Source organism: Streptomyces sp. NPDC079020, assembly GCF_044542225.1.
GTDB lineage: Bacteria > Actinomycetota > Actinomycetes > Streptomycetales > Streptomycetaceae > Streptomyces.
Window position 1 is genome coordinate 300,491 of the sequence record NZ_JBITUB010000007.1, and the last position, 22,696, is coordinate 323,186.

Genomic DNA, 22,696 nt, shown 5'->3' on the forward strand with positions numbered 1-22,696 from the left:
TCCTGCTGGTGTCCGAGGGGGGACTTGAACCCCCACGCCCGATAAAGGGCACTAGCACCTCAAGCTAGCGCGTCTGCCATTCCGCCACCCGGACAAGGTGTCTGCCGTTCGCGGTGTTTTCCCCGCGGCGACAAAGAGAACAATACCAGGGGTTCGGCGCGCCTCTCACCTGCATATCCGGTGGTCAGTGCGGTGCCGCGGACCTTCGGGGCACAGTCCGGCCGCTCCGTCACTTGTCGGTCACGGAAGGTCATGACGGCCGTGTGCGCCGCGCGGCGTGCCGGTTGCCCGCCGATGTCCGCCGTGCGCGGGGCCGGCGCCGTTACCTTCGCGTTCATGAGTGATCGCGGCTATCGAAGGCCCCTCGCGCTGTCTCCCCTGCGCGAGCATCTGCGCGACACGTTCTGGTTCGCGCCGACCCTGGGGCTCGTGTGCGTCTTCGTGCTGTGGTGGGCGGCCTCCTCGCTGGACACGGAGATCGTCGCGCATCTCCGCGCGGAGCGGGCGTACACCGAGCTCGGCGACCTGATGTCGTTCGCGCAGGACGCGAAGACGATCGTGACCACCATCAGCTCGGCGATGATGACCTTCATCGGTGTCGTCTTCAGCATCTCGCTGGTGGCGGTGCAGATGGCGAGCGGGCAGCTCACGCCCCGGGTGGTGCGGATCTTCGTCAGGAGCCGCATCAGCAAGCTCACCCTGACGGTGTTCCTGGCGACGTTCCTGTTCTCCCTGCTGGTCCTGACCTCCTACGAGAGTGAGGCCGACCCCCGCCGGGTGACCTCCGTGCCGCTGGTGCAGAGCATGCTGACGCTGGCGCTGCTCGGCCTGAGCCTGCTGCTCTTCATCGCCTATGTGTCGGCCACCCTGCGGCTCATGCAGGTGGGTCCGGTCACCGACCGGATCACGCGCGAGGCGTTGCGGGTGATCCGGCGGATGCCCCGTGCGCCCCTGTCCGAGGAACCCCTCGCGCCGGAGACCGCGCGGGTGATGCACACGGGGCGGGCGGGGGTACTGCGGGATGTGAACGTGGCGCGGCTGGTGCGGGCCGCGCGGCGGCAGGGCATCGTCCTGCGGCTCATCCCGCGGATCGGGGATTTCGTGGTGCCGGGGACGCCGGTCCTGGCCGTCCACGGCGGGGCCGCGCCGCCCCGGCACGCGCTGGCGTACACGGTGTCGGTCGGGGTGGAGCGCACCCCGCACCAGGACCTCGCCTTCGGGCTGCGGCAGCTTTCGGACATCGCGCTGCGGGCCCTGTCGGCCGCCGTGAACGACCCGACCACCGCCGTGCAGTGCCTCGACCGCGTCGTGCAGTTCCTCGCGGCCGTGGTCCGCCTGCCGCTCGGCGCCGTGCACCACCGCGACGGCGCCGGGCGTGTGCGGCTCGTCCAGGACGTGCCGGAGTGGACGGATCTGGTGGACCTCGCGTTCGAGGAGATCCGGCGGTGCTCGGCGGACAGCCCGCAGGTGTCCCGACGACTGCTGGCCGGCATCGACGATCTTCTGCTGCTCGCTCCCGCCGACCGGAGGAAACCGCTGCTCAGACACCGTGCGCTGCTGACGCAGGCGGTGGAGCGCTCGGTGCCCGAGGCCGCGGAGCGGGCGTTCGCGCTGTCCCCGGACCATCAGGGAATCGGCTGAGGGAACCTGCCCGGCAGCGCCGTCCAGGTGCCGTCCGGCAAGGACATGGGTTCGCGTGCCGGATCGTGGACACCGCGCTGGTTGTGAAGCGGCCGGGGCTCCCGGAACCGCCGGGTGCGGAGACCGGCCGAGCGGTTCGCGGCGGGCCGGCCCTCCCCTGCGTACGGGGAGGGCCGGCCCGGGTGCCGGTGTGTGCGCGCTGCCGTCAGTCCCCGCAGCGTCCCTCGCGCAGCGAGTGGAGGTGCTCGCTGGACTTGCGGGCGAAGGCCGTCGGGTCGGCCGGGTTGTCGTGCTCGGTCTGCCAGTGGTGGTAGGTGCGGCCCCGGTGGGTCCGATGGGTGACCTCGGACAGGAACGACCGGTAGTCGATGTCTCCGTCGCCGACGTCCGACATGCGGTAGCCGTCGCGCGCGGTGTCGTCGCGGACGCCGTCCTTGACATGGAACAGGGGGTATCGGTCGGGGTGCTTGAGGACGTACTTCAGCGGGTCCAGCGGGGCCGGGGTGCCGTCCGCCCGCCTGGAGAACCGGAACTGGGCGCAGTAGGCCCAGTAGATGTCCATCTCCAGATAGACCAGGTCGGGATCGGTCTCGGCGAGCAGGACGTCGTAGAGGCGTACGTCCGGCCTGTCGGTCGCGAAGGAGAACTCCTCGGCGTGGTTGTGCTGGTAGAACTTCATGCCGCGCTCGCGGGCGGCGGCGCCGTAGGTGTTGAACTCCTCGGCGACGCGCTTCCAGCCGTCCACCGTGGAGCCGTAGCGGAAGGGCCCGGAGGGCGTTCCTATGTGCTTGAGTCCGAGTGCCTGGGCGTCGTCCAGGACCTTGGTGAGGTTCTGGGCGAAGGTGTACGCCCCCGGGTTGTTGTCGTCGGAGTGGCCGACGTGGCTGCCGATGGGGTTCAGGCCGTGGTCCCTCGCCAGCCTCCTCAGCTGGGCGAGGGTGAGGGCACCGCCCGTGGCCTGGGTGTATCCGGCGAACTCGATCTCGTCGTACCCGTACCTCTCCAGCTCGGCGAAGACGGGGGCGAAGCCCAGGGCCGAGATCTTGTCGCGGAGGCTGTAGAGCTGGATGCCGAGGCGGCCGGGGGGCAGGACGGGCCGGCCCCTGCCGTGGCCCTTGCCCCGGCTCTCGGCGGCGGACGGGTCGCGGCTGTCGGCCGAGGCGCCGGCGGCGCCGATGATGGTGGCCGCGGTGGCTCCCGCGGCGACGCCCAGGATGTTGCGGCGGCTGAGTCTGCTCGCGAGTTCGAGATCCTCGGGGGTGCGGCTCATGGTCACGTGACTCCCTTGATGAGACCTGGTGGATGAGCGGGTCCGGCCGGGCTGTCAGTGCAGTCCGGCGAGCCGGAGAAGCAGGGACTTCACTTCGGTGGCCCGGACCCGGCCGGGGAAGGCGTGGGGGGTGGAGCAGAGGATGAGCGGACCTTCGTCGTCGCTCGTGGGGAGGCGGCCGTGGCTGCCCCGGATGGGTGAGGGGTCGAGCGGCACGACCGCCATGCGGTAGCGCATGCCGAGCTTCTTGCGGGCGACGGCCGTGGCGGCCTTGACCCGGACGTAGGGGTCCTCGGGGTCCATGAAGAGCTCGACGGGGTCGTAGCCGGGTTTGCGGTGGATCTCGACGAGCTGGGCGAAGTCGGGGGCGCGGGCGTCGTCGAGCCAGTAGTAGTACGTGAACCAGGCGTCCTTCTCCGCGACGGCGACGAGCTCGCCGGAGCGGGGGTGGTCCAGGTGGTGGGCCTTCTTGCCCTCGTCGTCCAGGAGCCGCTCGATGCCGGGCAGGTCCGCGAGGGCTTCCCGGGCCGCTTCGAGGTCCTCGGGTCGTCGTACGTAGATGTGGGCGATCTGGTGGTCGGCCACGGCGAAGGCGCGGGAGGCCATCGGGTCGAGGTACTCCATGCCGTCCTGGGTGTGGACCTCCAGCAGGCCCGCCCGGCGCAGGGCCCGGTTGATGTCGACGGGCCGCTCGACGCGGGTGATGCCGTACTCGGAGAGCGCGACGACGGTACGGCCTTCGGCGCGGGCGTCGGCGAGCAGCGGGGCGACGGCCCGGTCGAGGTCGGCGGCGGCACGGTGGGAGCGCGGGTCGTCGGGACCGTAGCGCTGGAGGTCGTAGTCGAGGTGGGGCAGGTAGCACAGGGCCAGATCGGGGGTGCGGGTGGCGAGGATGTGCCGGGTGGCGTCGATGATCCACTGGGAGGAGACGAGGTCGGCCCCGGGCCCCCAGAAGTGGAAGAGGGGGAAGGTGCCGAGCTTGTCGGTGAGCTCGTCGTGGAGGGCCGGGGGCCGGGTGTAGCAGTCGGGTTCCTTGCGGCCGTCGGCGTAGTAGACGGGGCGCGGGGTCACCGTGTAGTCGGTGTCGGCGCCCATCGCGTACCACCAGCAGATGTTGGCGACGGTGTAGCCGGGGTGGGCGCGGCGGGCGGCGTCCCAGAGCCGGTCGCCCTCGACGAGTCCGTTGTGCTGGCGCCAGAGCAGGACGTCGCCGAGTTCGCGGAAGTACCAGCCGTTGGCGACGATGCCGTGCTCGTCGGGGGTGGTCCCGGTGAGGAAGGTGGACTGGGCGGCGCAGGTGACGGCGGGCAGGACGGTGGACAGCGGCGCCTGGGCACCGGACGCGGCCATGGCCCGGAGGTTGGGCATATGGGCGAGGAGCTGGGGGGTGAGGCCGACGACGTCGATGACGAGGAGCGGGGTGGGGGCGCTGTCCTTCGCGGGGGTGCTCATGGCAGCTCCTTGAGGCCGAGGTCGACCAGGAGGTCGCGGGCGAGGGTGAGTTCGGCGGCGATGCCGTCGGCGAGCTGGGTGCGGTTCCTGGGCCGCAGCTCGGCGGGCAGTGCCTGCCAGGTGTACGTCTCGACCTCCAGATGCCGGGTCAGCGGCGCTGCGCCGCCGACCAGCCGGGCGAGGGTGTCCCGGAGCACGGGGAGGGTGGAGGTGAGCGGGGGCGCGGGCGGGGCGTGCAGCGGTACGTGGAAGTGGGAGCGCCACGGGGTGCTGTCGGGGAGCGTCCGGCCGGTCAGTGCCTCGTCGAGGTCGTCGGTTCCGTGCAGCCCGGTGGCGGTGCGGGTCCGGGTCTGGTGCAGGAAGCGGGGCTCGGCGAAGGCCGCGAGCGCCGTGCGCACCTCGGGCAGGTGCGGGTGTTCCGCGTGCAGGGCCGCGGAGAGCTGGGACTTGACGACGGGCACTCCGGCCGCGGCCAGTGCGTCCAGCGCGGTGCCGGGGTCCTCGAAGGAGGTGGCGAGGTGGCAGGTGTCGACGCAGATGCCGATCCGGTCGTGGCCCACCTCGGTGAGCGGGGTGATGGCGTCGGCGGTGGTCTCCACCGTGCAGCCCGGTTCGGGTTCCAGCCCGATCCGGACCGATTTGCCGGTCAGTTCGGCGAGGACGTCCAGCCGCTGGGCCAGGGTGGTGAGGGCCTTGCGCGCGGCGGCGGGCGCGGCGGTGTCGCCGTCGTACGGGGTGCGCCAGGCGATCGGCAGGGTGGAGATGGTGCCTTCGGTGACATCGTCGGGGAGCAGAGCGGCGAGGAGGCGCGCGAGGTCGGTGGTGTGGGCGAGCCGCTCGGGGTCGGTCCAGTCCGGCGCGTAGACGCGGTACTTGACCTCCTCGGCGCCGAAGCCCTCGTACGGGAAGCCGTTGAGGGTGACCACTTCGAGGCCTCGGCGGTCCAGTTCCGCGCGCAGCGAGCGCAGTTCGGCGGGGTCGTTGACCAGCGTCCGGGCGGCGTCGCGGGCGAGCCAGAGGCCGATGCCCAGACGGTCGCGGCCCAGGCGTCTGCGTACCGGTTCGCTGTGGTCGCGCAGCTGGGCACGGACGCCTTCGAGCGTTTCGGCGGGATGCACGTTGGTGCAGTAGGAGAGGTGGACGGTGGAGCCGTCGGGGTGGCGGAATCGCATCGCCTCACTCCCCGCCGCGCAGGATGGAGTTGCCTTCGTGGAGCGGGGCGGGGGCGGGGGTGTCGAGCTGGAGCCGGCCGCTCTGTCCGTAGAAGGCGACGGGGTTGCGCCAGAGGACCTGGTCGACGTCGTCCTCGGTGAATCCGGCCTTCAGCATGGCGTCGGCGACCTTGCGGGTCTTCAGCGGGTCGCTGCGGCCCCAGTCGGCGGCCGAGTTGACGAGGATCTTCTCGGTGCCGTGGTTCCGGAGGATGGTGACCATCCGGTCCTCGTCCATCTTGGTGTCCGGGTAGACGGAGAAGCCGGCCCAGCAGCCGCTGTCGGCGGCGGCCCTGACGGTGGTCTCGTTGAGATGGTCGAGCAGCACATGCTCCGGGGGGAGGTGCGATTCACGGATGACGTCGATGGTGCGGCGCAGTCCGGCGAGCTTGTCGCGGTGCGGGGTGTGCACGAGGGCGGGCAGCCCGTGGTCCGCGGCGAGCTGGAGCTGGGCCGCCAGGGCGGTGTCCTCGGCGGGGGTCATGGAGTCGTAGCCGATCTCGCCGACGGCGACGACGGAGTCCTTGACGAGGTAGCGGGGCAGGGCGTCCAGGACGGGGGTGCAGCGGGGGTCGTTCGCCTCTTTGGGATTGAGGGCGAGCGCGCAGTGGTGGGCGATGCCGTACTGGGCGGCGCGGAAGGGCTCCCAGCCGAGCAGGGCGTCGAAGTAGTCGAAGAAGCTGGCGGGCGAGGTGCGGGGCTGGCCGAGCCAGAAGGAGGGTTCGACGAGCGCGCGCACCCCGGCGTCGTACATCGCCCGGTAGTCGTCGGTGGTCCGGGACGTCATGTGGATGTGGGGGTCGAAGATGCGCATCAGGACTCCTCCGTGGGGGCGGCGGGCGCGCAGGGCCCGGGGGCCGGGGCCTGTGCGAGGGCGAGGACGGTGCGCAGACCGGCGGGTACGGGGCGGCCGGCGGCGGTGCGTTCGGCAGCGAAGTCGCCCAGCATCCGGGCGAGTTCGGCGTCACCTCGGGCGCGGCGGCCGAGTCCGGCGACGGCCTCGACGGGGACCTCGGTGAACAGGCATTTCAGGACGGCGTGCCGCCAGCCGTGCGGGTCGAGGTGTTCCGCGGCGTACGGGCCGACCGCCGCGGCGACCAGCCGGGTGTCGTTGGTGCGCAGGGCGTCCTCGACGAGCGGGAGGGCGAGGGCGCCGAGGGCCAGCCGGTGCAGGGTGAGCAGGACGGCCCGCCGTTCCGCCGCGGTGCCCTGCTCGTAGAGCCGGGTCACGGACGGCAGGCCGGCCCGTGCCTCGGTCAGGAGGAGGGAGCGTACGGAGTCGGCGTGTTCGAGTCCGCAGTGCCGGCCGGCGGCGGCGTAGCGCAGCTCCCAGGGCGGTGCGGCGTACGGGCTGCTCTCCGGGGCCCGGCCCGTCAGGCCGGTGGCGGCGTCGTGCGCGGCCTCGGCGAGCGCTTCGTGGAGCCAGGCCCTGGCGGCTCCGCCCAGCTCGCCCTCCAGTTCCTCGCGGGACTTCAGCACGGATGGGCTCCCTTCGCCATGGCCTCGCGGAGGAAGTCGAGGGAGGTGCGGGCGAGTTCGGGCCCCGCGTGCGAGTGGCGGGGCAGTTCGACGACGGTGAGGCCGCGGTAGTCCGCCTCGGCGAGTGCGGCGAGCACCGGCGGGAAGTCGATCTCGCCGTCTCCGAAGGGGAGATGTTCATGGACACCGCGTCGCATGTCCTCGATCTGGACATGGCGGAGCCAGGGGGCGGACGCGCGGACGCACTCCACGGGCGAGGCCTCCTCCAGGCACTGGCAGTGGCCGATGTCGAGGGTCAGTCCGAGGGGGGCCGGGTCCCCGAGGAGCGTACGGAGGTGGTGGAAGTCGGCGAGCGTGGCGAGGAGGTGCCCGGGTTCGGGTTCGATGGCGAGCGGGATGCCGGCGCTTCCGGCGGCTTCGAGGACGGGGGTGAGCGCCTCGGCGAGCCGTTTCCAGGCGGTGTCCTCCCCCGTGTCCGGTGGGGTGATGCCGCTGAAGCAGTGCACGGCGTGCGCGCCGAGGCCGGCGGCCACGTCGACGGCCCGTACGAGCAGCCGGGTGCGGGCCGCGCGGGCGTCGGGGTCCGGGTCGAGGAGGGAGGGGCCGTGCTTCCGGCGGGGATCGAGGACGTAGCGGGCCCCGGTCTCCACGGTGACGCCCAGCCCCAGGGCGTCCAGCCTGCGCCGCACCTGACGGGTGCGGGCGGTGAGGTCCGGGGCGAGGGGGTCGAGGTGCATGTGGTCGAGCGTCAGGCCGACTCCCTCGTACCCGAGGTCGGCGAGGAGCGCGAGGGCGTCGTCGAGCCGGAGGTCGGTGAGTCCGTTGGTGCCGTAGCCGAGGTGGAGGGTCATGTGGGGCTCACCTTCCGTGCGAGCTTCCGGGCGACGGGGACGAGGCCCATGACGGCGAGTGCGGCAGCCGGTGCCCCGGCCCGTGCGGCCAGTGCGGCCTGGAGCGGGATCATGGCCCGGATGCCGCCGCCGACCGCACGCTGGGTGAGGGCCGGGGACGGGTTGAGGGCCGCGTGCAGGAGGGGCGGCGCGGCGGTACGGAGGTAGGCGGCGGCGAGGGCTGCGGCGAGCAGCCGGTCCGGGGCGGGTGCGGGTGCGAGGGCCGGGGTGGCACGGGGCGGCCCGCCGGGGTGGCACTCCGGACCGGACCGGCCGGGGGCCGGGGGCGGTCCCCCGGCCCGGTGGCGCGCGCCCGCCGCGGCGAGGCCGAACGCCGCGGTGGCGCCGAGCGCGGCGAGCGGCGCCACGGTGGATCCGCCCTGTGCCTCGTTGCGGGATACGGCGGTGACGGCATAGGTGTGTGCCCCGAGCAGCGCGGCGGCGGGCAGCGCGGAGCGGGCGGCGGGCAGGGGGCGCGGTGCGGCGGCACCCGGGCGGGGCGGCGCCGCGAGGGGTCCGGTGTCCCGGTCCCGCCCGGCAACGTTGCCGGCTGCTCCGGCGCTCGCGGCCGCGCCCAGGAGCAGATCGAGCCCGCGCGCCGCGGCCATCGCCGCGGGGCCCGCCTTCGTGTGCTTCAGCCGCAGGTCGTACGCCCAGACGGTGGCCGCGAGGCCCGATGCCACCAGGAGCGCGGGGCGCCCCGCGCGGGCCGCCAGGGCCAGTCCGGCGGCCGTGAGCGCACCGGCCGCCCCCAGTGCCGCGGCGGGCGTGATCCGGCCCGAGGGGATCGGACGGTGCGGGCGGTCGACGGCGTCCTCGTCGCGGTCCGCCCAGTCGTTCAGGGCCATTCCCGCCTCGTACAGGCACAGCGAGGCGCCCACCGCGAGCGCGGTGCCCCGGCCGGGGCGCAGTCCGGCCGCCGCCGCGCCGGCCAGCGCGTCGCCGGGCACCGTGAACAGTGCGGACACCCGCAGGAGTTCCGCCCACGCACGGGCCCGGCCACCGCGTGGCCCGGTACGCCTGTCCGGTGCGGGCGCAGTCCCGCCCGCACCGGACAGGCTGTCTGTAGGGGCGGTGACCTCACCCGCGCGCACGGCCCCGGTCCCGGTCCCGGCGGTGGCGGTGGCGGACCGCAGTCCGGTCACCGCGGTCAGCAGGGCTGCCGGGACGCCCGGCAGTCGCCTCTTCACCGCTGCCCCCGCAGCCGTCCGGCGAAGGCCAGCAGGGCCGCGTACTGCTCGGCCAGGGCGGCCGGGGAGCCGCCGTCGGGGTCCTTGAAGTAGAAGCCCAGCTCCGGCCGCGGTCCCGTCAGCCCGGCCTCGTGGGCGCGGGCCAGCAGCCGGGCCAGGTCCAGGACCAGCGGTGCGGCCAGGGCGGAGTCGCAGCCCTGCCAGATCGTCTGGAGGATCATCCGGGAGCCGAGGAATCCGTCGAAGGCGATGTGGTCCCAGGCCGTCTTCCAGTCCCCCATCGCGGGGACGTCGTCGATGTGGACCTCGCCCTCGGGGGCCGTTCCGAAGGTGTCGGCCAGCACGCGTTCCTTGCCCGCGTTCTTGGCGGCGGCCGCGGCCGGGTCGGCCAGCGCCGCCCCGTCCCCGCCGCCGAGCAGGTTCGTGCCGGACCAGGCCCGTACGGGCAGGGCGCGCTGCAGGAACATCGGGGCGAGCACGGAACGGAGCAGTGTCTGCCCGGTCTTGCCGTCGCGGCCCGCGTGGGGAAGCGCGCAGGTGTCGACGGCGCTCCGCAGGGCGGGGCTGTGCAGTCCGGTGGAGGGGGTGAAGTTGACGTACGGGCAGCCGGCCCGGAGCGCGGCGGCGGCGTAGAGGGTGCTGGCGGGGAGCCCGTGGTCGTCCGCGCCGGGGGCGGGTTCCGTCGAGGAGACGTTGATGACGACGGTGCGCGCCAGTTCGTTGCGCCGGGTGAAGTCGGTGAGGTCGGCGGTGAACGCCGCGATGAGTTCGGCGTCGGTGCGGGTGTCGCCGGGGAGGGGTCCGCCGATCCGTATCTCCGCGTCGGCCCTGGTGAGTTCGGCGCGGACGGCGGAGGGCAGACCGTGCGGGAGGACGTCTCCGGCGGCCAGTGCCTCGGCCCGCTTGGGCAGGGGGCAGTCGATGGTGTCGTGGCCGCCGAAGACGAGGGAGTTCATCGGTGGCAGTCCGGCGTCGGCGAAGGGCGGTGTCTCGGTGACCATGCCGGTCGCCGGGTGGAGACCCGCCGCTATGGCGGCGCAGCCGGTGGTGGCGGTGGTGGCGACGGAGCCGCGTGCTCCGATGAACCAGACTCCGGTACGAACGGCACGTGCGGTCACGGGGCTGCCTCCCTGGGGGGATGAAGAGGGGTGGAGGACGACGGGCGGGGGAAGGTGTGTGAGCCTCCCCCGCCCGCCGTCGGCAGAGGTGGCCGCCCTACGTCGAGGGCAGCTCCTTGAGCTGGATGTTCCGGAAGGACACCTGGTCGTCGGCTCCGTGGTTCTGGAGGCCGATGTAGCCGTCCTTCAGGCTGCGTACCGGATCGGTGTTGGTGAAGTCGTTGATCTTCACCCCGTTGAGGAAGACCTGGAGACGTTCGCCCTGGACCCGGATCTCGTAGCTGTTCCACTGTCCCGGCGGGCGCAGCACCTGGTCGCGGGCCTTGATGTCGGCCGACTTGAAGGTGTAGACGGCGCCGGTGGTGCGGTCGGCGGCGTCCGTGGCGTCGATCTGGATCTCGTAGCCCTTGTTCACCGCCGACCAGGGGTCGTCGGACTCGGGGAAGCCGACGAAGATGCCGGAGTTGTCGTCGCCCGCCATCTTCCAGTCGAGCTTCAGGGAGTACGACTTCAGCTCCTTGGCCTGGTAGGTCAGCAGGCCCATGCCCCCTTCGGAGCGCAGTTCACCGTCGGTGACGCTGAACCTGCCGGGGCCCGCCTGCTTCCAGCCTTCGAGCGTCTTGCCGTTGAAGAGGGAGCGGTAGCCGGTGCCGGGCTTGCAGTCGGCCTTGACCTGGCCGGCTGCGTAGCGCAGTCCGCCCAGCAGGTGCCGGCGGAAGGCCGGTTCGGCGTAGGACTCCTTGGTGTGGCCGAGCCCGGTGTAGAAGGAGCGGCCGCCCTGGTAGGTCTGGCACCAGGAGATCGGGTGATCGCCCTTCATCGTGCCGCCGGTGTAGGTGGTCTCGTCCAGAGTGGCCAGCACCTTGGCCTTGCCCCGGGGGTTGGTGCGGTAGTTGTACCACTCGTCGGTGCGGTCCCAGGCCTCGTCCAGGTGGGCGGTGGCGGGGTGGTCGTGGTCCTCGGCCCGGACGGTGGCGGGCTGGATCTGGGGGTGGGAGGAGAAGTAGGCGCCGACCAGTCCGCCGTAGAACTCCCAGTCGTACTCGGTGTCGGCGGCGGCGTGGACGCCCATGTAGCCGCCTCCGGTGGCCACGTAGTTCTCGAACGCCTTCTGCTGTTCGGCGTTGAGGACGTCACCGGTGGTGGAGAGGAAGACGACGGAGTCGTAGCGCGCCAGGTTGGCGGTGGTGAACTGGCCCGCGGCCTCGGTGGAGTCGACGGTGATGTTGCTGTCCTTGCCCAGTTCCTTCAGGGCGGTGATGCCCGCCGGGATCGAGTCGTGGCGGAAGCCGCCGGTCTTCGAGAAGACCAGGACACGCTTGGCGGTCCTGTCCACGGCGCTGCTGGAGAGCTCGAAGTCGTCGACGTCGTAGAGCGCTCCGGCGCCGCCCTTGAAGACCAGGAAGAGTTCGGTGGCCTTCCTCGGTGCCCCGCGCAGGGGTACGTCGATGTCCTGGAAGGTGTCCCAGCTGCCGGTCACCGGTACCGGTGCGGAGCCGAGGATCTGGCCGCTCGCCGATCCGGCCCGGACCTCCAGGAAGCCGCCGGCGCCGTCGGAGGAGACGCGCGCGGTGAGCTTGGTGGTGCCGGCCAGGATGTACGGCTTGAACGATATCCAGTCGTCGTTGTGGATGTCGCCGACCGTCTTGCCGCCCCGGGCGCTCGCCTTGTCGTACGTCTTGACACCCGACGAGGCGCCGAAGTGCTCGGCCTGACGGTGCTTGGGCTGGAGCTGCGCCTGGTCACGGCCGGTCAGAGCGGCCTGGCCGCCGCCTCCGCCGTCGGTGTAGGAGGCCGAGATGCCGCCGTAGATGTTGGCGTTGGGGTCGTGGCCGCCCTCCATCGCCGTCTTGATGGTGCCTTCGCAGCCGTGCTCGGTGGTGATGTCATGGCCGTGGCTGTCGTGGCCGAGCGTGAACTTGACCTCGACCTTGGTGCAGTCGATGGTCCCGTCCTCGGGGTCGGTGACGTTCACCTTGAACGGCACCTCGTCTCCGAACTCGAACTGCTGGCCGTCCGAGGGGAACACCATGTCCACGCTCGGCGCGGTGTTGCCGACCGTCACATGGACGCTGGCCGAACCGGTGCGGCCCGAGGGGTCCTTCGCGGTGAGGGTGGCGGTGTACGTACCGTTCTTCTTGTACGTGTACGAGGGGCCGGCGGCCGTGGACTTCCCGCCGTCGCCGAAGTCCCAGGCGTAGGTGAGGGCGTCGCCGTCACCGTCCGCGGTGCCCGCCGAGGAGAACTTCGCCTTCAGCGGGGCGGTGCCCGAGGTCTTGTTCACCGAGGCCTCGGCGATCGGCGAGCGGCCGCCGGTGGCGTTCTCGATGCGGTAGAGCGCGGAGTTCTCGTCGCCGCCGAACCAGGCGAGGCCGTAGTCGAGGACGTACAGCGCGCCGTCCGGACCGAAGGCCATGTCCATGACCTGCGTGCCGGTCCAGGGGATGTCGTTGATCGACTGGACGGCACCCTCGCCGTCCTGCTCGATGCGCTTGATCCACTTACGGCCGAACTCTCCGGCGAAGAAGTCGCCGTCGTACGCCTCGGGGAACTTCACCGGTGAGTCCAGGGCCGCGTCGTAGCGGTAGACGGGGCCGCCCATCGGCGACTCCGAGCCGGAGCCGAACTCGGGGACCGAGCCGCCGTCGTACGGGATCCAGGCGGCCTGGGCCGGGGGAAGGTCGACGAGGCCGGTGTTGTGCGCCGACTCGTTCTTCGGGGCGGCGCAGTCGAAGGCCGCACCCGAGGTCTTCGTCGCGAAGTCGTAGTCGATGTACGGCTTGTTGTCGCCGACGCAGTAGGGCCAGCCGAAGTTCCCGGCCTTGGTCACCCGGGCGAACTCGACCTGTCCGGAGGGTCCGCGCTTGGGATCGGCGGCACCCGCGTCGGGGCCGTAGTCGCCGACGTACACGATGCCGGTGGGCTTGTCGACGGTGAAGCGGAACGGGTTGCGGAAGCCCATCGCGTAGATCTCCGGGCGGGTCTTCGCGGTGCCCGGGGCGAACAGGTTGCCCTCGGGGACCGTGTACGTCCCGTCGTCGGCGACCTTGATGCGCAGGATCTTGCCCCGCAGGTCATTGGTGTTGCCCGCGGTGCGGCGCGCGTCGAACGCCGGGTTGCGGTCGGGCCGGTCGTCGATCGGCGTGAAGCCGTCGGAGGCGAAGGGGTTGGAGTCGTCCCCCGTCGACAGATACAGGTTGCCCTGTGCGTCGAAGTCGATGTCGCCGCCCACGTGGCAGCACATGCCGCGCGACGTGGGTACGTCCAGGACCTTCTTCTCGCTGGCCGTGTCCAGGGTGCCGTCCGCCTTCAGGACGAACCGGGAGAGCCGGTTCACCCCGTCGAACTTGGCGAAGTCCGCGGCGGTCCCGGTCTCCGGGGCGTCGCCGGCGGGGGTGTTCATCGGGGGTGCGTAGAAGAGATAGACGGCCCGGTTCTCGGCGAAGTCCGGGTCGACGCCGACGCCCTGGAGCCCTTCCTCGTCGTGCGCGTACACGGGGAGGGTGCCGGATATCCGGGTGTTGCCCGCACTGTCGGTGATCCGCAGCTCGCCGCTGCGCGAGGTGTGCAGCACGCTGCGGTCCGGCAGGACCGCCAGCGACATGGGCTCGCCGGTCTCGGCGGCGCCCTTGGCGAGGGTGACCTGCTGGAAGTCCTCCGCGGCGGCGTCCGGTGCGGCCTGCGCGCCGGGGTCGGCGGTGGCTCCGGGCGCGGACCCCAGAGTGAGGGTCGCGGCGGCGAGGAGTCCGCCGGTGAACAGGGCAAGGGCTTTGTGTACGCGGAGCCGCTTTCTGGTTCGGTGCACGAATGTCCTCCGGAGAGTGCCGGTTGTACGGGCGGGTGGTGCCATGCCGTGCCGCGCGGGGACTGCCGCGCGCTCGTCATCCGGAATCCGGTGGGACTCCGGTGACGCGAGTCATGTGCTGTACACGTTGGGGACGGTAGACCTGTTCTTCCCGGACGGAAAGCCCTTGTGCGGGAGTGAAGTCGGCCTTCTTCCCGCGACAGGACAAAGCGCGTTCCGGGCAGCCCGGACCGACCCGGTGGCAGGTGTGCCGCCGGGTTCCGCGGGGCGGTTCCCCCGAGTGCTCCGCCCCGTTGCCCGCTGGTCGCGGGCGGGTCGGAGCCCTCGGGGACAGGTCAGCCGTTGCCGCCGAAGGCCGCGTCGAAGGACGCCGACGGCGGGTCGAAGTCGAACCGCTTCAGTGCGGCGAGCGCTTCGGGGGCTCCGGTCAGCCGGTCCATGCCGGCGTCCTCCCACTCGACGGAGACCGGCCCGTCGTAGCCGATGGAGCGGAGCATCCGGAAGACGTCCTCCCACGGCACGTCGCCGTGCCCGGCCGAGACGAAGTCCCAGCCGCGCCGGGGATCGCCCCAGGGCAGGTGCGAGCCGAGGCGCCCGTTGCGTCCGTCGAGCCGCTTGCGGGCCTCCTTGCAGTCCACGTGGTAGATCCGGTCCCGGAAGTCGTACAGGAAGCCGACCGGGTCGAGGTCCTGCCAGACGAAGTGGCTGGGGTCGAAGTTCAGCCCGAACGCGGGCCGGTGGTCCACGGCCTCCAGGGCGCGGTGCGTGGTCCAGTAGTCGTACGCGATCTCACTGGGGTGCACCTCGTGGGCGAAGCGCACGCCCTCCGCGTCGAAGACGTCGAGGACCGGGTTCCAGCGCTCCGCGAAGTCCTCGTAGCCCCGCTCGATCATGTGCGGCGGGACCGGCGGGAACATCGCGACGAGGTGCCAGATCGAGGAGCCGGTGAACCCGATGACCGTACGGACCCCGAACGCCGCCGCGGCGCGGGCGGTGTTCTTCATCTCCTCGGCGGCCCGGCGGCGTACGCCCTCGGGTTCGCCGTCGCCCCAGACGCGGGCGGGCACGATGGCCTGGTGCCGCTCGTCGATCGGGCTGTCGCAGACCGCCTGACCCACCAGGTGGTTGGAGACGGCGAAGCAGGAGAGCCCGTACGTGTCGAGCAGCTGCCGCCGCCCGTCCAGATAGCCGGGCTCGGACAGCGCCCGGTCGACCTCGAAGTGATCTCCCCAGCAGGCGAGTTCGAGTCCGTCGTAACCGAAGTCCCGGGCGTACCGGCAGACCTCCTCCAGCGGAAGGTCGGCCCACTGGCCGGTGAACAGGGTGAAGGGGCGGGGCATGCGCGGAACCTCCTAGAACGGGACCGGGGTGTGTACGGAGTTCTTCTCGGCGCTCTCCTCCACGGCCGCGAGCACCCGCTGCACCTGGAGTCCGTCGGCGAAGGAGGGCACGGGGGCCGACCCGTCCGCGATCGTGCGGACCACATCACGGGCCTGGTGGACGAAGGTGTGCTCGTAGCCGAGGGCGTGGCCCGGCGGCCACCACGCCTCCAGATAGGGGTGCTGGGGTTCGGTGACGAGGATGCGCCGGAAGCCCGCCGTGACGGCCGGCTCGGTGTGGTCGTGGAAGGACAGTTCGTTGAGCCGCTCCAGATCGAAGGCGAGCGAGCCCAGTTCCCCGTTGATCTCCAGCCGCAGCGCGTTCTTGCGGCCCGCCGCCATCCGGGTCGCCTCGAAGGAGGCCAGCGCGCCGGAGGCGAGCCGGCCGGTGAACAGCGCGGCGTCGTCCACGGTCACCGCCCCGTGCCCGGAGGTGTCCGCGGCCGCGGAGAGTCCCGCCGGGGCACCGGCGGACAGCGGCCGCTCCCGTACGAAGGTCTCGGTGACGGCCGACACTCCGACCAGCGGCTCCCCCGCCAGGTACTGGGCGAGGTCGACGATGTGCGCACCGAGGTCGCCCAGCGCGCCGGACCCGGCGTGCTCGCGCTTGAGCCGCCAGGTCAGCGGCGACTCCGGGTCCACCAGCCAGTCCTGGAGGTAGGTGGCCCGTACGTGCCGCAGGGCACCGAGCCGGCCGACCGCGATCAGCCGGCGCGCGTAGGAGATCGCGGGCACCTTGCGGTAGTTGAAGCCCACGATCGCCACCTGGCCGCGGGCCGCGGCGAGTTCCGCGGCATGCACCATCGCCTCCGCCTCCGCGACGGTGTTGGCGAGAGGCTTCTCGCACAGCACGTGCTTGCCGGCTTCGAGGGCGGCGATGGCGATCTCCGCATGACTGTCGCCGGGGGTGCAGATGTCGACCAGCTGCACATCGTCCCGGGCGATCAGTGCCCGCCAGTCGGTCTCCGCCGCGGCCCAGCCGTGCCGGGCCGCGGCGGCGTCGACCGCCGTACGGTCGCGCCCGCAGATCGCGGCGAGAGCCGGTCTCATCGGCAGGTCGAAGACGTGTCCGGCGGTGCGCCACCCCTGGGAGTGGGCGGCGCCCATGAACGCGTATCCGACCATGCCGACCCCGAGCGTCGGCGGCTGTGGCGGCGGCGCTGCGGCTTCCTGCTCCGTCTCTTCCCTACGGGCCATACGGACTTCCTCCTCGTCGGTCGATCGGTGGCGGCGGTGGGGCCCGGTCAGCTGAAGCCCGTCGGCAGGTACTGGTCGACGTTGTCCTTGGTGACCACGGCCGAGTAGAGGGTCAGGGAGGTCGGGATCTCCATCTCGGCCAGCCCTCCGATGCCCTTGCCCTGACCGAGCGCGCGCGCCAGGTCGATGGCGGACGCGGCCATCGTCGGCGGGTACAGCACGGTGGCCTTCAGCACGCTGTTGCCGGCCTTGATGGCGTCCATCGCCGACTTCGAACCGGCGCCCCCGACCATCAGGAACTCGTCGCGGCCCGCCTGCTCGATGGCGCGCAGCGCGCCGATGCCCTGGTCGTCGTCGTGGTTCCACAGTGCGTCGAACTGCTTCTGTGCCTGGAGCAGTTGGGCCATCTTGGCCTGGCCGGACTCGACGGTGAAGTCGGCGGCCTGACGGGCCACCAGCTTGATGTTGGAGTAGTTCTTCAGGGCATCGGCGAAGCCCTGGCTGCGCTGCTTGGTGAGCTCCAGGTTGTCGATGCCCGCCAGCTCGACGACCTTGGCGTTCGGCTTGTCCTTGAGCTGCTCGCCGATGTAGTGACCGGCGTTGAGGCCCATGCCGTAGTTGTCGCCGCCGACCCAGCAGCGGTACGCCTGCGGGGAGGCGAAGATGCGGTCCAGGTTGACGACCGGGATGCCGGCCTTCATGGCCTCCAGGCCGACCTGGGTGAGGGCCTTGCCGTCGGCCGGGAGGATGACCAGGACGTCGACCTTCTTGTTGATGAGGGTCTTGACCTGGCCGATCTGGGCGGCGGTGTCATTGGAGCCCTCGGTGATCTCCAGCGTCACCTCCGCGTACTTCTCCGCACGCGACTTGGCGTTCACGTTGATCGCGTTGAGCCAGCCGTGGTCGGCCTGCGGACCGGCGTAGCCGATGGTGACGGGACTGCCCGGCTTGTCGTCGGCGGGCCGGTCGCTCGCCACGGTTTCGCTCTTCTTCGGTTCATTGCTGGTGCAGGCGGTGAGGAGCGCTCCCGCGGACACGGCCGCGGTGCCGAACAGCAGTCCTCTGCGACTGGTTTCTGGCATGGCTGTCAAACCCTTCATCCGGTGCGTGGCATACGGAACAGCAGGGGGTGGCGAACACGCGGGCCGTCCCGTCAGGTCCCTCCGCCGGGCAGGGTGCGGCGCTGGACCAGGACGGCGGCGACGATGATGGCGCCCTTGGCGATCTGCTGGACATCGCTCTGGAGGTTGTTGAGCGCGAAGATGTTGGTGATCGTGGTGAAGACGAGGACGCCGAGCACCGAGCCGACGATGGTGCCGCGGCCACCGCTGAGGAGGGTGCCGCCGATGATCGCGGCGGCGATGGCATCGAGTTCGTAGAGGTTGCCGTTGGTGTTCTGCCCCGATCCGGACAGGATGATCAGCATGAAGGCGGCGATGCCGCAGCACAGCCCGGAGAGCAGATACAGGTAGAGGCGCTGGCGGCGTACGTCGATCCCGGCGAGCCGGGCCGCTTCCGGGTTGCCGCCGACCGCGACCGTACGGCGTCCGAAGGTGGTCCGGTTCAGGAGCAGCCAGCCGACGACGGTGACCGCGGCGAACATCAGGACCAGCGGCGGGATCCCGAGGATGTACGAGTCGGGCAGACCGAGGTCCAGGACCGAGGGGACCGTGACGATCTGGGTCTTGCCGTCGGTGATCTGGAGCGCGAGCCCGCGGGCGGAGGCGAGCATGGCCAGCGTCGCGATGAACGGGACCATCCCGCCGTACGCGATGAGCAGTCCGTTGACGAGTCCGGCGGCGAGCCCGACGATCACGGCGGTGAACAGGATGCCCGCGAAGCCGAACTCCTGGGTGGCCAGGGTCGTCGCCCAGACGGAGGCGAGGGCGACCATCGCGCCGACCGACAGATCGATGCCGCCGCTGGTGATGACGAAGGTCATGCCGACGGTGACGACACCGATGACGGATGCCTGGGTCAGGACCAGCTGGAGGTTCCCGGTGTCCAGGAAGGCGTCGGGCTCCGTGAAGCCCCCGACGGCGACGAGGACGGCAAGGACGCCGAGCAGCGACAGATTGCGGACGTCGAGGCGCAGGCCGAGTCCGCGCGGGCCGCCGCCCGCCTTCGAGGGGGGCGCGGCGGAGGGGCCGGTGAGGGTCCCCCGGTCCGGCCCGTTGTGCTGCGCCGACGGTACGGGCTGTGTCATGGCGTCGGGCTCCCTTCCATCACGAGGTCGAGTACGCGGTGCTCGTCGAGCTCCTCGGCGGCCGCCGTGTGGACGACGCGGCCCTCGCGGAGCACCAGCACCCGGTCGGCGAGGCCCAGCACTTCGGGCACTTCGCTGGAGACGAGCAGGACGGCGAGGCCGTCGTCGGCCAGCCGGCGGATCACGGCGTAGAGCTCGGCGCGGGCGCCGACATCGACGCCCCGGGTGGGTTCGTCGAGCAGCAGGACCCGGCATCCGCGCAGCAGCCAGCGGGCCAGGACGGCCTTCTGCTGATTGCCGCCGGACAGGGTCCGGACGGGTGTGTCCGGGTTGTCGGGCCGCAGCGACAGCTCGCGGGTGGCCGCCCGGGCCGCCCGCCGTTCGGCGCCCCGGTCGATCCAGCCGGCGCGGGCGAAGCGGGAGAGGGAGGAGACCGACACATTGCGGGTGACCGATTCGGTCATCAGCAGGGCCTGGGCCTTGCGTTCCTCGGGGGCGAGCCCGATCCCGGCGGCGACGGCCGCGCGGACGCTGCCGGTCCTGAGCGCTTCGCCCGCCACGGTGACGCGTCCGGTGCTCGGCTTGCGCGCGCCGTAGATCGTCTCCAGGATCTCGGAGCGGCCGGAGCCGACGAGCCCGGCGAGCCCGACGATCTCACCGGGCCGCAGCTCCAGGTCGACCGGCGCGAACTCGCCCTTCCGGGACAGCCCTTCGACCTTGAGCACGGGCTCGGCGCGGGCCGCCGCCGCCTCCCCGGTGGTCCGGTCCTGGACCTGGGTGGTGTCCCCGGAGCGCCGGGGGAAGACGTGCTCGACATTGCGGCCGGTCATCATGGCAACGATGTCGCGTGTCGGTGTGGACTCGGCGGGCAGTCCGACGGCGACGGCCCGGCCGTCCTTGAGCACGGTCACCCGGTCACCGATCCGGCGGATCTCCTCCAGCCGGTGGGAGATGTAGACGACGGCGACACCGTCCGCGGTGAGGTCGGCGACGATACGGAAGAGGTTGTCGACCTCGTCGGGGTCCAGCGCGGCGGACGGCTCGTCCATCACGATCAGCCGTACGTCGTGGGAGAGCGCGCGTGCCATGGAGACGATCTGCCGGTGGGCGGCGGAGAGTTCACCGACCTCGCGGGCGGGGTCGATCTCCGGGTGCCCCAGCCGCTCCAGCAGTGCGGCGGCCGCCGTGCGGCCCTCGCGGGTGCGGACGACGAAGCCCGCCGCGGTGGGTTCATGGCCCAGGAACACGTTCTCGGCGACCGAGAGCCCCTCGACCAGGTCGAGTTCCTGGTAGATGGTGGCGATGCCCAGGCGCATCGCGGCGATCGGCGACTTGAGCGAGACGGGCGCGCCGCGCCAGGTGATCTCGCCGCCGTCGGGCTGATGGGCTCCGGCCAGCACCTTGATGAGGGTGGACTTGCCGGCGCCGTTCTGGCCGAGGAGGCAGTGGACCTCGCCGGCCAGGACCTCCAGGTCGACGCCGTCGAGGGCGCGCACGCCGGGAAACGACTTGGTGATGCCGGACATGGTGAGCAGGGGTGGTTCTGGAGCCATGGCAAATCCCCTCGGCGGGTGCGGCCGGTGAGCGGACAGGGCGCAGGGCTGGTGGTGCCGTACTGCCGGCGGCACCACGAACGGCTGCTGACGAAGGCGCGGGAGAGAGGGCGTTCAGGCCGGTGAGAACAGATGGTCACTGATGAGCCGGGCCGCGCCGATCACTCCGGCGGCGGGTCCCAGTTCACCGAGCACGATGGGGAGGTTTCCGGTGGCCAGCGGCAGGGACTGCCGGTAGACCTGGGTCCGGACGCTGGCGAGGAGGTTGTGACCGAGGCCGGTGACCCCGCCGCCGATCACCACCAGACCGGGGTTGAAGAAGCTGACGAGTCCGGCGATGACCTGGCCGACCCGGTTGCCGCCCTCGCGGATCAGGTCGAGTGCGGCGGCGTCCCCGGCCGCCGCGGCGGCGGCGACGTCGACGGCGGTGAGCCTCCCGGCCTCCGCCAGCCGGGCGGCCAGCTCCGGCGAGCGCCCGGCACGCGCGGCGTCCTCGGCGTCGCGGGCGAGCGCGGCACCGCTGAAGTGTGCCTCCAGACATCCCCGGTTGCCGCAGGCGCAGGCGCGGCCCTCCGGTTCCACCTGGATGTGCCCGATGTCGCCGGCGCTGCCCGTCGTACCGCGGTAGACCTCACCGCCGACGACGATGCCGCAGCCGATTCCCGTACCGATCTTGACGCAGAGGAAGTCACCCACGGAGCGTGCGACGCCCGCGTGCTGCTCCCCCATCGCCATGAGGTTCACGTCGTTGTCGACCATGACGGGGCAGCCCAGCTCCTGGCTGAGTGCCTCGCGGACCGGGAAGCCGTCCCAGCCGGGCATGATCGGCGGGGCGACCGGCACGCCCTCGGGAAAGCGGACGGGACCCGGTACGCCGATGCCCGCGCCGTCGAAACCCTCGGCGAGTCCGGAGGCCCGGAGCTTGGCCGCCAGCGCCAGCACCTGTTCGAAGATGGCGACGGGGCCTTCCCGTACGTCCATGGGGTGGTTGAGGTGTCCCAGTACCTCCAACTCGGCGTTGGTGACGGCCACATCGATGGAGGTGGCGCCGATGTCGACGCCGAGGAAGCGCAGCGCCGGGGCGAGCCGGATGTTGTGGGAGCGGCGTCCGCCGCGGGATGCGGCGAGTCCGTCGGCCACCACGAGTCCGGTCTCCAGCAGCCGGTCGACCTCGACGGCGAGCTTGGAGCGCGAGAGATCGACCTGATCCCCCAGCTGGGCACGGGAGTTGGGCCCGCCGTCCCGCAACAGCCTGAGCAGCCGGGCCTGATGGGCGTTCGCGGGTCGTGCCGTCATGCGTCTCACTCGTCCCTCCCCGCCTCACCGGCCAGTCCGTCGGGCTTTCGATGGGGAACGTAGCAGCGCTTTGCCGGAGTGGGAAGAAGTTGAGCAGGAATCCACTCCAACTTTCTCCACACTCAGGACAAAGATGCGGTCGACACGCGGCCGGGGACGGTGCCTGCGCCCACCCCGGAGCGGGCGGCGGGCGCGGCCGGGGTGGGCGGCGGGCGCAGCACGAAGGGCCGGGGCGCTCGGCCCCGGCCCTTTCCCTCGGCGTGTGCCGGTCAGTTGCTTTCGCGCTGGTGGTAGGTCCGGCGGGTGTGCTCCGTGTGTGAGCGCATGATCTCCGTGGCCCGCTGCTCGTCCCGCGACGAGATCGCCGCGATCAGCGCACGGTGCTCGATCCAGGACTGGGTGCCGCGCTGCCGGGCCACCGGCGTGTAGTACCAGCGGACCCGGCGGTCGACCTGCCCGGCCAGCTCCGCCAGTACGACGTTCCCCGCCAGCTCCATGACCTTGGCGTGGAAGGCCGCGTTGGTCGCGACGGCCAGGTCGACGTCGCCGTCGGCGACGGCCCGCTCGCCCTCGGCGCAGAGCTCTTCGAGTGCGGCGATGCCGGTCTCGCCGGAGTTCGCCGCGGCCAGCCGGGCGGCCTCCGCCTCCAGCAGCGCACGGACCGAGAGCAGCTGGTCGGCCTCTTCCTCGGTGGGTTCGTGCACGAAGGCACCCTGCGCGGGGCGCAGATCGACCCACCCCTCGGTGTTCAGCCGCTGGAGCGCCTCGCGCACCGGCTGCCTGGACACGCCGAGGTGTCCGGCCAGTTCGCTCTCGACCAGGTGCTGGCCCGGCCTGAGCGCACGTGTGGTGATCAGTTCGAGGAGCGCCTCGTAGACACGCTCGCGCAGCGGACCGGGCCGTTCCAGCTTCGGCACAGCCCCTTGTGGCAGTCCTGTGGACAACATCGCGGTCCCCCTCCGGGCGACGAGCAATTGCTTATCGTCTACAGTCTACCGAGCACAATGCC

At 71.8% G+C, this 22,696-nt stretch carries 17 protein-coding genes and 1 tRNA gene; 1 reads left to right on the top strand and 17 read right to left on the bottom strand.

Annotated elements, in window-relative coordinates:
* Window positions 1–6: 6 nt before the first annotated feature.
* Window positions 7–94: transfer RNA gene (locus tag ACIGJO_RS17410), tRNA-Leu, on the bottom strand.
* Window positions 95–336: 242 nt separating this feature from the next.
* Between ACIGJO_RS17410 and ACIGJO_RS17415 the strand changes: the two genes are divergently transcribed.
* On the top strand, window positions 337–1,641 hold the full coding sequence (locus ACIGJO_RS17415) for a DUF2254 domain-containing protein (RefSeq protein WP_399958757.1): 1,305 nt from the start codon (window positions 337–339) through the stop codon (window positions 1,639–1,641).
* A gap of 205 nt (window positions 1,642–1,846) precedes the next feature.
* Here the strand turns inward: ACIGJO_RS17415 and ACIGJO_RS17420 are convergent, their stop codons facing one another.
* The 16 genes from ACIGJO_RS17420 to ACIGJO_RS17495 form a co-directional block, all read right to left on the bottom strand.
* The gene (locus ACIGJO_RS17420; protein ID WP_399958759.1) at window positions 1,847–2,911 is read right to left on the bottom strand and encodes a sugar phosphate isomerase/epimerase family protein; all 1,065 of its coding nucleotides are present in this window, start codon (window positions 2,909–2,911) and stop codon (window positions 1,847–1,849) included.
* Between the two features lie 54 nt (window positions 2,912–2,965).
* Window positions 2,966–4,363, bottom strand: a complete 1,398-nt coding sequence (locus ACIGJO_RS17425) for a nucleotide pyrophosphatase/phosphodiesterase family protein (RefSeq protein WP_399958761.1) — start codon at window positions 4,361–4,363, stop codon at window positions 2,966–2,968.
* On the bottom strand, window positions 4,360–5,535 hold the full coding sequence (eboE, locus tag ACIGJO_RS17430; RefSeq protein WP_399958763.1) for a metabolite traffic protein EboE: 1,176 nt from the start codon (window positions 5,533–5,535) through the stop codon (window positions 4,360–4,362). The genes ACIGJO_RS17425 and eboE overlap by 4 nt, the downstream gene beginning before the upstream one ends.
* 4 nt (window positions 5,536–5,539) lie before the next feature.
* A complete protein-coding gene (locus ACIGJO_RS17435) occupies window positions 5,540–6,388 on the bottom strand; it encodes a TatD family hydrolase (protein WP_399958765.1) in 849 nt (282 codons plus the stop codon).
* On the bottom strand, window positions 6,388–7,053 hold the full coding sequence (locus ACIGJO_RS17440; RefSeq protein WP_399958767.1) for an EboA domain-containing protein: 666 nt from the start codon (window positions 7,051–7,053) through the stop codon (window positions 6,388–6,390). Before ACIGJO_RS17440 ends, ACIGJO_RS17435 begins: the two co-directional genes overlap by 1 nt.
* The gene (locus tag ACIGJO_RS17445; protein ID WP_399958769.1) at window positions 7,047–7,904 is read right to left on the bottom strand and encodes a sugar phosphate isomerase/epimerase family protein; all 858 of its coding nucleotides are present in this window, start codon (window positions 7,902–7,904) and stop codon (window positions 7,047–7,049) included. Before ACIGJO_RS17445 ends, ACIGJO_RS17440 begins: the two co-directional genes overlap by 7 nt.
* Window positions 7,901–9,133, bottom strand: a complete 1,233-nt coding sequence (locus ACIGJO_RS17450; RefSeq protein WP_399958771.1) for an SCO3242 family prenyltransferase — start codon at window positions 9,131–9,133, stop codon at window positions 7,901–7,903. The genes ACIGJO_RS17445 and ACIGJO_RS17450 overlap by 4 nt, the downstream gene beginning before the upstream one ends.
* Window positions 9,130–10,251: an inositol-3-phosphate synthase gene (locus ACIGJO_RS17455; protein ID WP_399958773.1), complete on the bottom strand. Its 1,122-nt coding sequence runs from the start codon at window positions 10,249–10,251 to the stop codon at window positions 9,130–9,132. The genes ACIGJO_RS17450 and ACIGJO_RS17455 overlap by 4 nt, the downstream gene beginning before the upstream one ends.
* A gap of 97 nt (window positions 10,252–10,348) precedes the next feature.
* Window positions 10,349–14,056: a ThuA domain-containing protein gene (locus ACIGJO_RS17460; RefSeq protein ID WP_399958775.1), complete on the bottom strand. Its 3,708-nt coding sequence runs from the start codon at window positions 14,054–14,056 to the stop codon at window positions 10,349–10,351.
* A 335-nt stretch (window positions 14,057–14,391) separates the two neighbouring features.
* A complete protein-coding gene (locus tag ACIGJO_RS17465) occupies window positions 14,392–15,396 on the bottom strand; it encodes a sugar phosphate isomerase/epimerase family protein (protein WP_399958777.1) in 1,005 nt (334 codons plus the stop codon).
* 12 nt (window positions 15,397–15,408) lie between these two features.
* Window positions 15,409–16,632, bottom strand: coding sequence for a Gfo/Idh/MocA family protein (locus ACIGJO_RS17470; RefSeq protein WP_399958779.1), 1,224 nt, complete (start codon window positions 16,630–16,632; stop codon window positions 15,409–15,411).
* 47 nt (window positions 16,633–16,679) lie between these two features.
* On the bottom strand, window positions 16,680–17,714 hold the full coding sequence (locus tag ACIGJO_RS17475) for a substrate-binding domain-containing protein (RefSeq protein WP_399958781.1): 1,035 nt from the start codon (window positions 17,712–17,714) through the stop codon (window positions 16,680–16,682).
* A 71-nt stretch (window positions 17,715–17,785) separates the two neighbouring features.
* Window positions 17,786–18,838, bottom strand: a complete 1,053-nt coding sequence (locus ACIGJO_RS17480; RefSeq protein WP_399958783.1) for an ABC transporter permease — start codon at window positions 18,836–18,838, stop codon at window positions 17,786–17,788.
* Window positions 18,835–20,391: a sugar ABC transporter ATP-binding protein gene (locus ACIGJO_RS17485; protein ID WP_399958785.1), complete on the bottom strand. Its 1,557-nt coding sequence runs from the start codon at window positions 20,389–20,391 to the stop codon at window positions 18,835–18,837. Before ACIGJO_RS17485 ends, ACIGJO_RS17480 begins: the two co-directional genes overlap by 4 nt.
* A gap of 114 nt (window positions 20,392–20,505) precedes the next feature.
* The gene (locus ACIGJO_RS17490) at window positions 20,506–21,687 is read right to left on the bottom strand and encodes an ROK family protein (protein WP_399958787.1); all 1,182 of its coding nucleotides are present in this window, start codon (window positions 21,685–21,687) and stop codon (window positions 20,506–20,508) included.
* A gap of 269 nt (window positions 21,688–21,956) precedes the next feature.
* Window positions 21,957–22,634 (bottom strand): GntR family transcriptional regulator, encoded by a 678-nt coding sequence (locus ACIGJO_RS17495; RefSeq protein ID WP_399958789.1) that lies wholly within the window; start codon window positions 22,632–22,634, stop codon window positions 21,957–21,959.
* Window positions 22,635–22,696: the final 62 nt, after the last annotated feature.

Excerpts from the sequence above, each read along its gene's own strand:
- ACIGJO_RS17415 (WP_399958757.1), top strand. The coding sequence starts at position 337 with ATGAGTGATCGCGGCTATCGAAGGCCCCTCGCGCTGTCTCCCCTGCGC.
- ACIGJO_RS17420 (WP_399958759.1), bottom strand. The coding sequence starts at position 2,911 with ATGAGCCGCACCCCCGAGGATCTCGAACTCGCGAGCAGACTCAGCCGC.
- ACIGJO_RS17425 (WP_399958761.1), bottom strand. The coding sequence starts at position 4,363 with ATGAGCACCCCCGCGAAGGACAGCGCCCCCACCCCGCTCCTCGTCATC.
- eboE (WP_399958763.1), bottom strand. The coding sequence starts at position 5,535 with ATGCGATTCCGCCACCCCGACGGCTCCACCGTCCACCTCTCCTACTGC.
- ACIGJO_RS17435 (WP_399958765.1), bottom strand. The coding sequence starts at position 6,388 with ATGCGCATCTTCGACCCCCACATCCACATGACGTCCCGGACCACCGAC.
- ACIGJO_RS17445 (WP_399958769.1), bottom strand. The coding sequence starts at position 7,904 with ATGACCCTCCACCTCGGCTACGGCACCAACGGACTCACCGACCTCCGG.
- ACIGJO_RS17465 (WP_399958777.1), bottom strand. The coding sequence starts at position 15,396 with ATGCCCCGCCCCTTCACCCTGTTCACCGGCCAGTGGGCCGACCTTCCG.
- ACIGJO_RS17470 (WP_399958779.1), bottom strand. The coding sequence starts at position 16,632 with ATGGCCCGTAGGGAAGAGACGGAGCAGGAAGCCGCAGCGCCGCCGCCA.
- ACIGJO_RS17475 (WP_399958781.1), bottom strand. The coding sequence starts at position 17,714 with ATGCCAGAAACCAGTCGCAGAGGACTGCTGTTCGGCACCGCGGCCGTG.
- ACIGJO_RS17480 (WP_399958783.1), bottom strand. The coding sequence starts at position 18,838 with ATGACACAGCCCGTACCGTCGGCGCAGCACAACGGGCCGGACCGGGGG.
- ACIGJO_RS17485 (WP_399958785.1), bottom strand. The coding sequence starts at position 20,391 with ATGGCTCCAGAACCACCCCTGCTCACCATGTCCGGCATCACCAAGTCG.
- ACIGJO_RS17490 (WP_399958787.1), bottom strand. The coding sequence starts at position 21,687 with ATGACGGCACGACCCGCGAACGCCCATCAGGCCCGGCTGCTCAGGCTG.
- ACIGJO_RS17495 (WP_399958789.1), bottom strand. The coding sequence starts at position 22,634 with ATGTTGTCCACAGGACTGCCACAAGGGGCTGTGCCGAAGCTGGAACGG.